The following is a 15058-nucleotide window of genomic DNA, read 5'->3' as shown; positions in this document are numbered from 1 at the left end:
TAAGTTTAAATTTTTTTTATTTGATCATTTCACTATCAATCATTTGATCAATATGTGCCATCATTTCTGAAAGGTGACTTTCATCCTTCAGCATACTGGTGATGAAAATACCACCTTGAATTTGTGCGTAAATTTTATTGGCGTATTTAGCCGAATCTATTTCTGGTTTTATGGTTCCTTCTTTTTTGGCTTCTTCAATAATGTTTGCAATGTTATTGATAAGCTTATTCATTACCTCTACTACACGCTTGTAGAGCGTGTGGTTGTGATTGAGGGAGTCAATGCCCACGTTGATCATGGGGCAGCCACCATGAAGTTTTTCTGCTGCATAATATTTTCTGAAAAATCGTGTGATTTCCTTGAGCCTGGTTAGTCCATCAGCGTCCATGGTCATTTTATCCGCCAGGATCGCCATGGCTCTTCTGATGTTATAGTTGAATGCCTGAAGGGCTAAATCTTCCTTGTCTTTAAAGTTGCCATAGATTGCCCCTTTGGTTAAACCCGTAGCTTCGGTGATGGCTGACATACTCGTGCCTGTATAGCCGTGTTTATTGAAGTAGGAACCTACTTTCTCCAATATAAATTGCGTTGTTTTTTCGGCTTTTGTCAGCATCACAAAGCAATGATAAACAAAATATTTTAAAATATACCGATTGGTATAATTATTTTATCCTTCCATCTTCTTAGCGTATGATTCAAATAACGCTGCAAATACACTGCTACGCTCAGTATGACCATTACGGTGGTATATGACAGCCAATTCTCTCAAGGTGTACAAACTTTTTCTGACGTTCAATGAATCCAGATTTCCTGAGTGCACGGCATAGTCTAATGTATTTTTGGATTGCCCCGCTAAAGTATCTGCTATGTAATCTGCCTGAGGTAGGTCTTTCAAACTAAGCAATATACTTGTGGTCTCGACATGCGACAAGTCAAAAGGTGCTAGTCTTTCTGGGAATACTTCAAGCGAGTAATTAACCGTTTCTTTCGCTCGAGCTATTTTGCCTGTATCTAGTAACGTTCTAGCTAGTTCATTATACTGATGACGTTGATTCATGACCATGCCCTTGTAGTAATCTGAATAGTATGGAGATTTCTCTTTGTGGTCTCTCCACAGTCCATGAGTTACTAATCGATCGTACATTTTATCTTCGTCTACCAAAAGATTGTTATCATTTGGATTGATAAGCGGAAAAAGTTGGTAAGCAGAACCTTCCTGTACCAAGTTTTTTTGGAGATCAAAATTCACGCTATTCAATGAAGTGAAGTTGAAATAAATGGGTCGCTTCCAGGCATTAGAATCAATCAAATCCAAAATCAACAAATCCTTTTTCTCCAGTGCTTTTCCTTTCAGTTTGACTTCCAGTTTTTCGGTCATTAGGTTTTGAAAACGCTCAGGAACTTTGTGCCGAACCTCGGCAAGATTGGAATTGATATAAAAACTATCAGACGGAGTGGTATTCAAATCGCCAAAGCCTGTGCTGGCCTGCAAGGCCTTACTTTCTTTTTCAATCAATTTCAAATACTGCTTCGCACTAATGGCGCCTTTGATCCTTGGGTTTTTCACCAAAGGCAAATAGTCATTGAGTCCTCCAGATTTATAATTCTCTTTGGTTAAGGCTAATGGCAAAGCATCTGATTCATTCACTTTTCTATACAGCTGGCCCACATACCAACCGGCATTGGCATAGCTAAGTACAATCACACGCACATCGGTTCTGAATCCTTCGACTTCTTGTGCGTACCAGAGCGGGTAGGTGTCATTGTCTCCACCAGTAAAGAGAATGGCATTTTCATCGCAAGATGCGAGCATGGTTTTGGCCTGATCTATACTGAGATAGCGATTGCTTCTGTCGTGATCATCGTAATTTTCTAACAGCAAAATACCGGGAACCAAAAGCGACATTAAAGTGGCAATAGCCATCGAATGGCGTATGGACAGTTTGGGTACGGATTTCAATACTTGGTAAAGACTAATTACGCCAAGTCCTATCCAAATGCAAAAAGCATAATACGATCCCACATAGATATAATCCCTCTCTCTTGGTTCTACAGGTGGCGCATTGATGTAAACCACGATGGCCAAACCCGTCATGATAAATAGCACTCCTGTAACGTATAGCTGTTTTTTGTCTGATTTGATGAGTAGCAGCAATCCTGCAAAACCGAGCAATAGCGGTAGCATAAAGTAGTTGTTACGAGCCTGATCACTAGCTAAAGACTCTGGTGCTTTTTCGAATGAATCTGCAAGACCCATCCATCCAGCACCTTCAGACCCACTAACTTTTCCTGCAAAATTCCAAAGTAGATAGCGCACATACATATGCCCGATCTGATGTGAAATCATGAATTTTATGTTGTCTGCAAAAGATGGTTTTTCACCTTTCTTCAATCCCAACATTTGACGGTAAGCTGGAGCATGCTGTGGCATCATATTACTATGCATCCGAGGTAAAAACATTTGGTCTTCGTCGTGATAGATGTATTCCATTTTGTGGTCTTTGACCTCATAATGATCTTCCCCTACTTCGTAATAGGCTTTGCCGATTTTTTGGTCTACAGGTGAAGCCCCAAAATGCTTTCCATAAAGCAATGGTCGTGTGCCATACTGCTCCATGTTTAGATAGTAAATCAATCCCAATAGGTTATTCGGATTGTTTTGATTGATGGGAGGGTTGTTTTCAGCTCGAATTAATACTAGTGTGTAAGAAGAATAGCCAATCATGATAAATCCCAAAGCCAAGACAAGTGTATTGGCATTCGCCCAAACCTTTTTGTGGGTGTAGTTGAGGCTATACATCCATCCGCCAATAATTAAAACCAAAAACGTAAAAGCACCCGAGCCAAAAGGCAGTCCCCAGCTATTGACAAACAGAATTTCAAGACTTTTGGCCACATTGGCACCAGACACGAGTCCGTACAATATGCCAATCAAAAACAAACAGGAAATCGCTAGAGTAGCCACTCCACCCCAAAAGGAAGTCTTATGATATTTTTTGAAATAATAGACCAAGCCTAAAGCTGGAATGGCTAATAGATTGAGTAAATGAACGCCCACAGACAAACCCATCAGATAGGCGATCAGGATCAGCCATTTGTTTTGATCACTCGTGTCTTCCTTTCTTTCCCATTTTAAAATCGCCCAGAAAACCAGTGCGGTCAGAAAGACTGAAAAAGCATATACCTCCGTTTCTGTGGCAGATGTCCAGAATGAGTCTGAGAAGGCAAATGACAAAGCACCTACCATGCCGCTCGCAAATACCAACCAAGAAGAAGTTTCGTCTGAAATATTCTTCAACAATTTGTCTGCGATCATAACAATACTCCAGTACAAAAACATCACGGCCAGACCGCTAGTTACCGCACTCAAGGCATTCACTGCAAAGGCCACTGATTCGACCTGACCCATGGCGAATAAACTCCAAAGCCTCCCAATCAAAAGGAACAAAGGAGCTCCTGGAGGATGAGGTATTTCGAGCTTATAGCTTGCCGCAATAAACTCTCCACTGTCCCAGAAGGAAGCCGTAGATTCCAATGTAAATAAGTAAAGGACTGTGCTGCATAAAAACAGTAGCCAGCCAATGAGATTATTGGTTTTGTTGAAGTGCATAGTGGATTGGTTTTGGAGTTTATTTAGCGTTTAGCATTTCCTGGATGGTCGCTAGGTGATGATCGTCGTGCTCGGCTACGAAGTAGGCCAAATCTACCAGTTTCATCGGTTTATCTAACCTGGGATGCTTGGACTCATGTTTGAGTTGATCAGCAGTACTTGTTCTGAGTTCTTCAATCATCTTACTTCGTAATCGGGTAAAGTCACTGATCAGGTCTTTTACTTTTTTGGCGTCATGTGCGGCTTCATCTGTCTTGCGGTTGGATAAATCAGCAGCTTTCAGGTCAGCTTCACCCATTTTGATTTGTTTGATTCGCTCCAGCCACAGCGGTTCGAGGTCGCCTAGATGGCCGATCTGTTTTTTGATGGACCACTTGTGAGTGGCGGTTGATTGTAGGTAGGCGCTTCCACTATTATGGAGCTTGTGCTCGATGCGTAAGCCAGTGCCCTCCAGTCTTTCGATGATGTCGAATAGGAGAGAGCTGTCTTCTATGGTTTCGAATTTTCTATCAAACCATTTCGTTCTTGTAATCATAAGTTCTCAGTTGTACTCCCTTCCTAATCGTAAGAACTGTGGGTTTGGTTTCAGGAATTGTGGGTTTTGTTGGCTCAAAATTGACTTGTCATTTCAACCAAAGAGAGAAATCTTATAGCAGTATATTAAGACTACTACCACTCAGAGTTAGCTAAATAGGGACTCTGAGGTTTGTGGAGTCTAGTCCTTCAGAGTTCTCGGTCGAGTAACTCTGAAGGGTTTAAATCACTAAGGACCAATAAGATTTCTCCTTCACCTTCCTCAGGTCGGTTCATGCGAAATGCCAGAAGGGTTATTTTACACCAAATATCACCTAGCTTAAGTCCAGGTGATCTGCTTGAAACAAGCAGCCAGCCTTCTACTATTTGGATGAAATTCCGTAGCGCAGCCGAGGAATCTTGTCAGTGGGATGCAGTCTGCTAGAAGCTGATGAGATTTTTCTAGTCATCCGACTGCCGTCGAATTCCTTATGAAATGGCGAGAGCATGTTTTGATCTCACTCCAAAATGTTCTATTCTTGAGTTGCAGCTCTTTTTTTAGAAAATCATTAATTAAATTTCAACCCAGTCACTCTGGTTTTAGAGCAACTGAAAATAACTATATAGTATTATGCAAGTTTGTTATCATACATAAATATGTATGATAACATGCCTATTTGTTTTTTCCTTAAATTTTGGCACCATTGATTAGAATGGTAACAAATCAAATCAAGAATAATGAAAAGAATAATTTTAATTATTACTATCATGATCGGTCTTAATCAATTCATGTTAGGGCAAACTCCACAAGAGAATCATTTATCATTAATTTATGATTTTGATGGAGAAGATTTTGATTACTCAGTAAAAGGTATGGTGGGAACAAATGATTCTTTATATATCATCAGTACTACTCCAAACGGACAGGGAGTATTTTTCAGAATAGACGAAAATGGAGATGGGTATGAAGTGATTTGGGAATATGATGACGTAAATTATGCACCCAGTAGTTTAATAGCCAATGATACAGTTATTTTTGGAACCACTAGATTCAGTGCAAATGGTGGTGGTACTATTTTTCAGTATTCATTGCTGGATTACTCATTTAAGTTTGTAAAAGATTTCGACCCTTTTGATGTTCAGGAAGTTCGAGTGAAATACTTGACTGATAGTGTGCTATGGTTAAGTTCTCTACAGTCATTTGTAGATGAAGGAAGCATATTCATTATCAACAAGGACGGTACAAGCTTTGAAAAAATCTACGATGACACCAATATGGAAAAAGGTCAAAATCCAGTAGACTTTATATTCCATCAAGATAAAATTTATATAGCCTGTTTTAACGGTGGGGGAACGCCGTATTCAGATGGAGTTGGAGGTACAGTTGCAAGTGGAAGTTTCATACGAATTAATACAGATGGGACTGGTTACGAAAGCATTGTAAAGGGCTCAGATGAAGTAGGAACACAACCTCAATCCTTAATAATTCAAGAAGACAAAATAATAGGATTGTTTGCCTATTCAGGGAGTAATAGTGCATGGGGAGGCCAGTTTTTCAGATGCAATATAGATGGCACATCTTATGATTCATTAGGAGCATTAGATAATAGAGCCCTCGGTAAACTTTTGTCAACCGATAGTTTGATTTATGGAATTAGTGCTAATAATGTATTTGGCGTCAATCCTTTTGACGGTGAAATTAGGATATTTGACGACCTTCAAAGTAACCCGGATTTCGGATATGATGTAGTTTCAAACCCAGCTTATCTAAATGGAGATGTGTTTATTGCTGCTCAACAAGGCGGTCCAAATTCTGGGGGAACGATTTTGAAATGGTTAAATGAAGACCCAGAAGAAAATGAATCTAATAATGATAATGCAAGAGTGCTTAATACTACTTCGGATATTAATCTTAATGAACTCTTTACCGATCCTGAGGGAGATTTATTAACATTTAGTGTTGAATATGATGAACAGTTAGTCAATATAACCGAGTCAAGTGGAATTCTAACCCTAACTCCACTGACTTTAGGAGAGATTGACGTTAAGGTAACGGCAACGGATGGATGGGCAGGATATAACTCTTCGATCATAACATTAACTGCTCAAGACATAGATAACATAGTTGCTGATATTGACGAACAAGCAGTTGATCTATATCTATACCCCAATCCTACGTATTCAATATTGAAATTTGCTGAGCTAGATTTGGAACTAATTGAATTTTTGGGACTTGATGGTAAGCTTCATTTGTCAATTTCTAAGCCTAAAAACGAAATTAATGTTAGCTCACTCAAACCAGGTGTCTATGTGGTTAGAACTTTTGCAGATGGAAAATACCATTCGCAAAAAATGATAAAGCATTAAAATCTAAACTGTCTTGGCGAGGAGTACTAGTTTGCCTAAAATTTATTTTTCTAACCCCACTGGCACGGATTTGCAATCAGTGACCGACTCTCTAGCCCAGAAGTTATTTCCGCGAGTATGAAGCAATTGGCACGGAACTAAGTTCCGAGATAGATTACTAATATTTTATTCAGAAAATGACTCGTAGTAGTAGAGATAGAATTCCAGTTCCTGATCTTTTTTAAGTTGGTCGATCAGAAATGAAAAAGCTTCATCTTTGATGGAACTATAAGCCGTCAAGTCTGGACGCATCACAAGAGTTCGGATCTGTTCATTTTCCAGCAAGGTGCTGAATGCCTGTTGTAGTGGTACTTTCATGGCTTCATTCATGGTATTGCCAGTAGCCCAAACTACATGAGGGATAGGGGTGGATTCCCACAGTATCTTAATCTGACCTTTGAGCGCTGAGTCTTCTTGTGCCTTTTTTTGTGCCCAATAGCAAGAGCAGGCACCCAAGTCAGTTTTTCCTTCGCCTACTTTTTTGATTATTTCTTCATGGCTAGACTCAAAAGCCACACCTTGAAATCCGCTTTCGAGCGTTTCTCCAATCAATTGAGACAGGTATATTCTAGGTACTATATGGCCAGAGGTGGAAGAAGCATAGGTAAAAGAAACATCCAGAGAGTCACTGTTTTCTTTTACTTGTTCAACGGTAGTAATGCCGGATGCTGAGTTTGTGATGAGGCAGCTCTTATAGGTCAGAGGGTCTCCATTTTTGTCGGCTCGAATCAAAAAGGCTGCAAATGGCAGATCGGTCACCTGGGCATAAGCATAACCAAACGCATTGGTATAAATCAAATCGTATTTGGATTGGTTTTTTGTCAATTCAATTAAAGAATTGAAGTTTTCATATTTTACCGGAACATTCAATTGAGTACTCAGGTGCTTGGCAATTAAGGTAAATTTTTCTTCAGGCATAAATCTATCCAGACCTATGCTAAGTGTATCTGAATCAGGCTGTTGGATGGCATATGAGGATGAAGAAGCTAAAGTGAAAAGGCAAAGAAGGATGCCCATGGAATAGAAAGAGGTCATTTGATTATTCATAGCTATTGAAATTCTGATTTGGAATCCAGCAAATATAGCTAGGATTGGTTCTTTTGCTGAATTTCTGATTATCGTTTATCGCGGAAGTTACTTCCGCGAGTATGCGGCAAGTGGTGAGGAACTTTCTACTTCCCATTCCTTTTCTTCTCAATATATTCATCCATTCGTGACAGAAGCTTCCACCACTCAGAGCCATCTTCTCTAAACTCCCGAATGGCACCCGATCGAACGAGGATTTTTCTTAGTTCATTGTCCTCAAAACCACCCAAATGCTTTTGAAGGACATCAAATGATCTTTCGATATGGCTTTTATGACTTAAGAAATGTTTGGCAGTTTCTTCAGCCATAAAATCTGTTTTGTAGGTTTCCTTGAGGATTTGCAAGTTGTGCTTGAGTTGCTGCCGTTGGGTGAAGTAAGTGATCAGCCCACCAAAGGCGGTACCAATCAGCGCCGCCAAGGTAGGGATTAGAATGTCGGTCATGGTTGGTTCGGTTTTATGAGTTTTTGGCCATTAGCTCTTTGTAGTCTTCGATACTCTTCAAAATGATTTGTTTAGCCGTAGCTACATCTTGAAATTCTTCAACCTCAACAGTTTTATGTTCTAGCTTCTTATAATCTTCGAAGAAATTCTTCAATTCTTTGGTGAAATGTGGAGGTAGGTCTGTGATATCATTCATGTGATTGACACTCATGTCATTTTCCGCTACAGCGATTATTTTATCATCCGCCTCACCTCCATCGAGCATGCGCATCACACCAATCACCTTGGCAGACACGATACACATTGGTACGATGTCGATCTGTGACAAAACCACAATATCCAATGGGTCACCATCATCACAATAAGTCTGAGGGATGAACCCATAATTGGCTGGATAGTACATGGCAGAATAGAGCACACGGTCCATCATCAATAGACCTGAATCTTTGTCGAGTTCATATTTGGCTCTAGTGTTTTGTGGAATTTCGATGATGCCATTCACCACATCTGGCGTGCCCGCACCAACGGCCACTTTGTGCCAGGGATTACTTGGAAATATTTTCATAGTGTGTGTTTCAAATAAAAAAGCAAAGTTAACCGCTAGGGCAATAAAGCCTAAGGGTTCAGGTCAATAGTTCTGCCTGTTTTCGCACTTTCTCGTGCAGCGTCCAAGATTTCTACCACGATCATGTTGTTCTCCAAAGATGATAGCGCATAGGGAGGGAGCGTCACTTTACCTTTCACTACAGCAGCCAAAAGTGCAAACGGGTCGTTATACGGATACTTTCGTTCCTCCAAATTTTCTTTTTGTTCCTCTTGGGCTTCACTCAATCGATAACGTAGATCATTGCGATTGTCCGCATAGATGTATCCAGTTTGTCCATACACTTCCATGTCTTTTCTGGCGATCGGCCAATTCCAGGAGGCTTGGATAATACCCTGCATTTTTGGGTACTTCAGGATAATCGTTGCTTCATCATCCACTTTGGTATAAACATCAGGTTTAATCGTTTGAGTCACAGCCATGACCTGATCTGGCTTTTGTCCATTGGTCATCCAAGTGATCAGGTTGGCACCATAGCAACCAAAATCCACCACAGCACCGCCACCATTCTGAACAGGATCCGTGAGCCAATCGATGAACTCCGAATTGATACCCAATTCAATCGGGCCTTTGTGACCATCGTGTATCACGATTTTTCTCAAGTCACCCACTTGCCCCTGATTGACCATATTATAAGCTTTGTGATTAGTCGCGTACCAAGTGGTCTCATAATTAGTGAGGAGCTGGATATTATGCTTTTTGGCTAGAGCTTCCATTTTCTTTGCATGCGCCATACTGACAGCCAAAGGTTTCTCTACCATCACATGAATGCCTTTGGGTGCGCAAGTTTCTACTACGGCCAGGTGCTCGTAGATCGTGCCAAAGGCTGTGACCGCTTCAGGTTGGGTAGCTTCGATCATTTCTTCCATGGTATCATAGACCAAATCCATGGAGTAGCCATGCTGGTCTGCATATCGCTGAGCCAAATTTTTGTTAGGTTCAACAATGCCTACGATTTGGATGTCATCGGCTTTTGGTCTACCGAGCAGCCAATGCACATGAGTGTGGGTCAGCCCTATGATGCCGACTTTGAGTGGTTTGTTTTTTTGTGCGAATGAAGTATGTGCGAACATAATCCCCATCAGGAAACATATAAGAATTCCTCTTTTCATAAATCTAAAGTTTTGAAATTGATAATACAGCTTTGGGCAAAGCTTACTTTTGAGTGCTTAGTGGGGGGTGAATGCTTAAGGTCATTCAAGAACGAAGATATGGGATTTTTTTAAATTATACGGTCTAGCATAAGAATAGTAGAGGGTCTTAACACACTAATTTCAGCTCTTTCATGATAATTTAATTCCAATTTTTGCTGTTGCAAGAACTGTATTATCCGACTTTTTTTCAGGATTTAATATAAGCCCTGTCCCTTCTTTTACGTTTGCTAATGACTTGTCATTCCTAAAATCGTAAGGCGATTCTCCATATTGATTATAAGGTTCAACAGATGTAAATAATTCATTACAAAAGTCTTCTTCGAAATACAATTCACTTGTCAAGTGCTCTTTGTCATTTAATATGACTTTGTAATGTATATGTGGTACTCTTGGGTCATACCAGCCAGGAATTATAGTTGTAAATTCTGCTTGTCCATTTATGTCAGTTTTTTGATAACCACGCAGATAAGCAGATTCGTTACTTGGCTCAATATGCTGCTTTTTTCCAAACTCCATTTGCTTTGCTGATTCCCACATATTATGTCCAATACCTTCTATATATCCGCTATAGTTGCCATGAGCATCACATTGCCAAATTTCCACTACTGCATGTTCAATTGGATTACAGCTAGGATAGTCCACTATTTGAAATTTAAGGCTTAAGGTTTTTCCTATTCTGCTTTCCCTAATATCCGTTCGAAAAGGTGATTTTAGATAATAAGGCCCTTCTGAAACTGGTGATGATAAAACACAGATTTCATCATTAATATTCGGGGTTAAAGTCATTTTAGGTTCGCTATCATTGTCTTGTCTCACAATCCAAGTCAATATCTTCCTTTTTCCCAACCAAGTGCTAATTCCAATTAATCCAAGTGCAGATAAGGTTCCAGTTATAAATTTTCTTCTTGTAGATTTTGCCATTCTGTTGGGTGTTTTCAGGTTGTTGCCAATAATTGGATATAGTGCATATGCACAATACCCACACTGCATCATACCAAATCTAAGCAATATTAAATGTCTTTCAATTGAGCGAGTTCCAGAATATCTTTAGGTCGAATGATCTTCTTGTTGCATCCATTTTTGGTCACATTGATCATAGCCAATCCGATCTGGGTCGTGTTTACCACTGAGTTTGGAGCTACTAATTTGATGAACTTCACGAGCCACATAAAGTAATCGTACATAAATTGGTAGGCTTTTGTTTTGGACTTGATACTTCGAAGTGGAATGATGGCACCTGGGCGGAACATGTGAGCTTGTTTGAAACCAAGGTTCAATAAATCATTTTCTGTTTTCCCTTTCACCCTTGCCCACATCGAACGACCTTTTTCGGTGGAGTCTGTGCCTTCTCCTGATACATAAGTGCAAGTCATACTTGGATTCAATTCTAGTAAAATTTTGGCTAGAGTCAAGGTGTAGTCGTAAGTCAGTTCTGTATATTTTTCTTTACTCAGTCCTCCAGCACTAACTCCCATGCACAGATAACAAGCGTCATAATCTGTTAATTGGTCTTTTACTTTAGAGTAATCCAAAAAATCAGCATGGATCAATTCTTTCAATTTTGGATGTGTCAGGTTCAGGTTTGATCTGCTAATGGACAACACCTCATCTATATCAGGATGATCCAAACATTCAAGCAACACGCCCTTGCCCACCATGCCAGTCGCTCCAGTGATAATTACTTTTAAACCCATATTTTGATAATTTGACTAAAGATATCATCATTCTTTCAAAATTATTGAGCTGGTAGGGCAATTGTTCCTGTGGTCGTTCTAACTGTGAACCCTTAAATCAAATAGGGAAACTGAAAACTAATAATCTGCTATGAAAAAAATACTACTATATATTTTGATTGTTATTAACTATGGTGGTCATGCGCAATCCTTTGAACCTCATGCGCCTAAAACCTTTGCCGAAATACTAGATCAAACCTTTGATGTGCCATGGACACCTTCAAGTATTTCCGGAATAGAAAATTTGAAGCATGTGATTATTATGGATGCTGATTCGCAAACAGATGCCATGATGCTCGATGATGTTTCTACTTCGAGCCTAACTTTTAAAAGTAAGGATCATTTGAATGGTGCTTCTGCCACCTATGGTTCTTTGCTAAAAGGCATGTTTCAGTTGGTGGATATCAACTCAAATATGGATGATGACTTGGCTGGTCAATATAGGATTCATCCTTTATTGAATAGTTATGCAGCTTTGAATGCAGACGGCACGTCGGTTGTCGTTTCAGACGCAGGCTCTTATTATGTGGACAACACAGGAGGTTATTTGGTTTTTGAATTGGATGGGAGTGCAACAAGTACCACCCTCAAGGCAGTCGCTCAATATGAGTACAATACATCATCGGGTGAATTTGAAGCCAATGATAGTTGGGCAGACCATTGGCTGACCATTTCGGGAGAAGAGGTGGAACTGACTTCGACTGAGGTGGATGCTTCGGCCTTTTATTTGGCGAAAGCACATGATTTAATAGATTTTAGTTTGGAAGCAGGTTCTGAATTCAATCCCACGAGTATTGAGTGGCAGGACAATTCCTTTGCTGCATACCCAGAGGAAGTTTGGGATTATGATGATAGTGCCTTATTCGGGGATCAATTTTTTGATGAAGTGGATGAGGCTTATCAAACACAGTTTGGATCGACTGATGAAGCCAACACAGCGGCCAGCACCGCACTGGATGAAATAGAAACTACACTCGATGAGGATGGTGAATCCTTGCGATATGATAAATCAACCTATTTAACCTTTAGAGATAATTTATTAGCAAGGACATTTGGTGCCAATGATATTTACAATGGCAGAATCGGTGAAAGCACAGTAGAATACATGTACTTCACAAATGCTGCTGATGATGAGGGTGTTCATCATCCATTTATGGTGATCGCTTCGCACAATGCATCTGATGGACCAAACTTCCTGATAGATGTAGCCAGACCTCCGGGAGATGGAGAGGGAGGTGGCTACGAAGAACAATCGATTACCAGAAATGCGGTTCTCGAAGTTAAATTGGTAAAAATACCGCTAAAGGATTATGGACTTATAGATGAATTAACGGACAATGACTTGACTCCTTACGGAAGTTTGGCTAGCGATTTGGATTTAGATCCTTCTGAATACGATGTTTACAATTATACGGGTACGGCATCAAATGGATTGGCCATAGATGGTGTAGTGATTTACCCTTCCTACAATAATAACTTAAGAGTGGCTGCAGCAGATGCTGAAATCACTAGCACAGGAATCCATGTAGGAAGAGGAATGGGCTTGCATTACCACGCGGATGGTCACGGCTACAATGGCAATGGGATCAATCTTTATAATTATTCTGATTACGACGAACAAGATCACCCGCCATTGATTGGGTTCTCCTATGACGGTATTGCGCTTTTTGGAAAGTACGAAAGTAATTATCCAAATATGGAAGGGTTTGATGAAGACTTGGATGAGTATGGTGGACATGATCATAGCAGTTTTGGCTATCACTATCATGCTTTTGGTGGAGATATTACTTACCAAGATCAAGATGATAATACAGTAGGTCCTTTTACCCAGCATCACCTTTTAGTAGGGGCATGGAAAGGAAATATCAACGACATTCCTGGGTTTAATGAAGCCAGCACGGCACAGCTGAAAGATGAAGATGCTGGTCGTTTTGCAGGTGCATCTTATGATGATTCGAGCGTTCCAGATGATCCAGAAGAGCCTGTTCTTGTGCTCAATGAAGCATTGATTGAACAAGTAAAAATATATCCAAACCCCACACACAATGAGTCATTTATCGTAGAGGCACCGGGCATTCAACGATTAACTCTGTATGACCTTAATGGAACCGCAATACAGTCAATATTGGTGACTGATGGTGAGGCTAAACTCCACTTAGGTAACGCACAGAGAGGAGTATTCATTCTGAGAGGAGAAGGAAAAGACACCTATTTCGTTCAAAAAGTGATTGTGGAATAAAAAGGTTTTATTTTATCCGACATCCAATGGGTTTTTGGTAAGATAGGGGTACTTCTTGGTTTGAAAGGACGCTATTCAGCGTCATTTCCACATAGTTTTTGCTTACTTGTGATTCCGATTGGGGACTATCGTCAATAGCACCTTGATAAACTTTTTGGTAACCTTTCGAGGAGGGAGTAAGAATGATCACTTCGGGGTTTTTTTCCACATTCAACGTCTTCCTTACGGAGTGATTTTTGTCAGCAAAATAGTGAATGTCATCTAGTGTGGTCTTTGCTTCGGCTTTCATATGAGCAATGGTCTCCTTTTTTGAAGGATCCGAACCATTGGCGTTCACAAATACAAAGCGTACATTTTGATCAGCGTATTGTTGAGATAACGCCGAAACTCGATCCTTGTATAGCTTGGCGTAAGGACAATTGATACTGGTAAAAATCATAACAACAGCGCTATGAGAATCAAATTGATTCATGGCTATTTCTTGATCTGTTGAGACGTTATAGAGGCGCAGGTCTTTACTGACCAAACTCTGGCTAAAACAATAAAAACAGACCAAAATAGCCGTAACGGTGAGGGGGAGTTTACGGTACATGTTTGGTTTTTTTTGCGCTGCTACCTTAAAGGTAGGAACTTTATTGATAAATAATCTAGAAGCGCAATAGTTAAACGTTATAAACCAAAAAATATTCTAAAAAGCATTCATAATTGAGTACATAATTCTTTGTGATTCCTTCAGCATGGATTTGAGCTTTGATTTCTTTGGGTGAAATATCAATTAAATTCAATTGCTCGGCAAATATTAAACTTTTGCGACCATGTATTTTATATAAGGCCTCCTTTGTAGACCAATGCAGACATAGTCTATTCAAATCGTCCCCACAATAATCAAGTTCTTCTTTATTTAGAAATTTATGTTTGATTTTGAGTAATTGAGGGCGGTTTCCTTCAATGTCAATTCCGCAAGGCTTCGATGGGTGAATAGCGCATCCTACCATAGGATAGCTATGTGAAATGGATATCTGAAATGCTGAATCGATTAGGTGAGGTTTTCCAAACTCATCTTTTCTTATGCCATTGTAGGCAATGCTCAACTCCTCACACATTTGTTCAATCAAGAGGCGGGAAGCCAAAAATTCAAGTCTCTTTTTAGGATGAAAATGATCCAGATCCGCATGATCTAGTTTAAGTATCTCGTCATTTTCAGAAGTTATTTCTGCCAGCCCCACAGAGGTACAATTTGGATTGGTTTTGATCCAATGTGTGCGCATAA

General features: G+C 40.0%; 13 protein-coding genes. 2 read left to right on the top strand and 11 right to left on the bottom strand.

Going from position 1 to position 15058, the window contains the following annotated elements:
• Positions 1–16 precede the first annotated feature (16 nt).
• From ABJH98_RS11905 to ABJH98_RS11895, 3 genes are read right to left on the bottom strand one after another with little or no spacing between them, the layout of a single operon-like run.
• A complete protein-coding gene (locus ABJH98_RS11905) occupies positions 17–613 on the bottom strand; it encodes a TetR/AcrR family transcriptional regulator (protein WP_348307951.1) in 597 nt (198 codons plus the stop codon).
• Between the two features lie 54 nt (positions 614–667).
• A complete protein-coding gene (locus ABJH98_RS11900) occupies positions 668–3610 on the bottom strand; it encodes a DUF2723 domain-containing protein (protein WP_348307903.1) in 2943 nt (980 codons plus the stop codon).
• A 19-nt stretch (positions 3611–3629) separates the two neighbouring features.
• The gene (locus ABJH98_RS11895) at positions 3630–4145 is read right to left on the bottom strand and encodes a DinB family protein (protein WP_348307902.1); all 516 of its coding nucleotides are present in this window, start codon (positions 4143–4145) and stop codon (positions 3630–3632) included.
• A gap of 716 nt (positions 4146–4861) precedes the next feature.
• On the opposite strand from ABJH98_RS11895, the gene ABJH98_RS11890 reads away from it, so the two are divergent.
• Positions 4862–6490, top strand: coding sequence for a T9SS type A sorting domain-containing protein (locus tag ABJH98_RS11890; protein ID WP_348307901.1), 1629 nt, complete (start codon positions 4862–4864; stop codon positions 6488–6490).
• A gap of 165 nt (positions 6491–6655) precedes the next feature.
• Here the strand turns inward: ABJH98_RS11890 and ABJH98_RS11885 are convergent, their stop codons facing one another.
• The 6 genes from ABJH98_RS11885 to ABJH98_RS11860 form a co-directional block, all read right to left on the bottom strand.
• The gene (locus ABJH98_RS11885) at positions 6656–7576 is read right to left on the bottom strand and encodes a phosphate/phosphite/phosphonate ABC transporter substrate-binding protein (RefSeq protein ID WP_348307900.1); all 921 of its coding nucleotides are present in this window, start codon (positions 7574–7576) and stop codon (positions 6656–6658) included.
• Positions 7577–7701: 125 nt separating this feature from the next.
• Positions 7702–8058: a hypothetical protein gene (locus ABJH98_RS11880; RefSeq protein WP_348307899.1), complete on the bottom strand. Its 357-nt coding sequence runs from the start codon at positions 8056–8058 to the stop codon at positions 7702–7704.
• Positions 8059–8071: 13 nt separating this feature from the next.
• The gene (locus ABJH98_RS11875) at positions 8072–8623 is read right to left on the bottom strand and encodes an inorganic diphosphatase (protein ID WP_348307898.1); all 552 of its coding nucleotides are present in this window, start codon (positions 8621–8623) and stop codon (positions 8072–8074) included.
• A gap of 50 nt (positions 8624–8673) precedes the next feature.
• The gene (locus ABJH98_RS11870; RefSeq protein WP_348307897.1) at positions 8674–9774 is read right to left on the bottom strand and encodes a Gfo/Idh/MocA family oxidoreductase; all 1101 of its coding nucleotides are present in this window, start codon (positions 9772–9774) and stop codon (positions 8674–8676) included.
• A 171-nt stretch (positions 9775–9945) separates the two neighbouring features.
• Complete coding sequence (locus ABJH98_RS11865; RefSeq protein ID WP_348307896.1) at positions 9946–10737, bottom strand: hypothetical protein; 792 nt, start codon at positions 10735–10737, stop codon at positions 9946–9948.
• An 89-nt stretch (positions 10738–10826) separates the two neighbouring features.
• Positions 10827–11510, bottom strand: a complete 684-nt coding sequence (locus ABJH98_RS11860; protein WP_348307895.1) for an NAD-dependent epimerase/dehydratase family protein — start codon at positions 11508–11510, stop codon at positions 10827–10829.
• Between the two features lie 130 nt (positions 11511–11640).
• Here ABJH98_RS11860 and ABJH98_RS11855 point away from each other — a divergent pair, with 130 nt between their 5' ends.
• Positions 11641–13788 carry a T9SS type A sorting domain-containing protein gene (locus ABJH98_RS11855; RefSeq protein ID WP_348307894.1) on the top strand — a complete coding sequence of 716 codons (2148 nt, stop codon included), beginning with the start codon at positions 11641–11643 and terminating at the stop codon, positions 13786–13788.
• A gap of 7 nt (positions 13789–13795) precedes the next feature.
• Here the strand turns inward: ABJH98_RS11855 and ABJH98_RS11850 are convergent, their stop codons facing one another.
• Positions 13796–14380, bottom strand: coding sequence for a thioredoxin-like domain-containing protein (locus tag ABJH98_RS11850; protein ID WP_348307893.1), 585 nt, complete (start codon positions 14378–14380; stop codon positions 13796–13798).
• Between the two features lie 70 nt (positions 14381–14450).
• On the bottom strand, positions 14451–15056 hold the full coding sequence (locus ABJH98_RS11845; protein WP_348307892.1) for a 4'-phosphopantetheinyl transferase superfamily protein: 606 nt from the start codon (positions 15054–15056) through the stop codon (positions 14451–14453).
• Positions 15057–15058 lie beyond the last annotated feature (2 nt).

The sequence above is a fragment of the Reichenbachiella sp. genome (genome assembly GCF_039969095.1).
Lineage (GTDB): Bacteria > Bacteroidota > Bacteroidia > Cytophagales > Cyclobacteriaceae > Reichenbachiella.
This window is presented reverse-complemented; position numbering and strand designations above follow the sequence as displayed.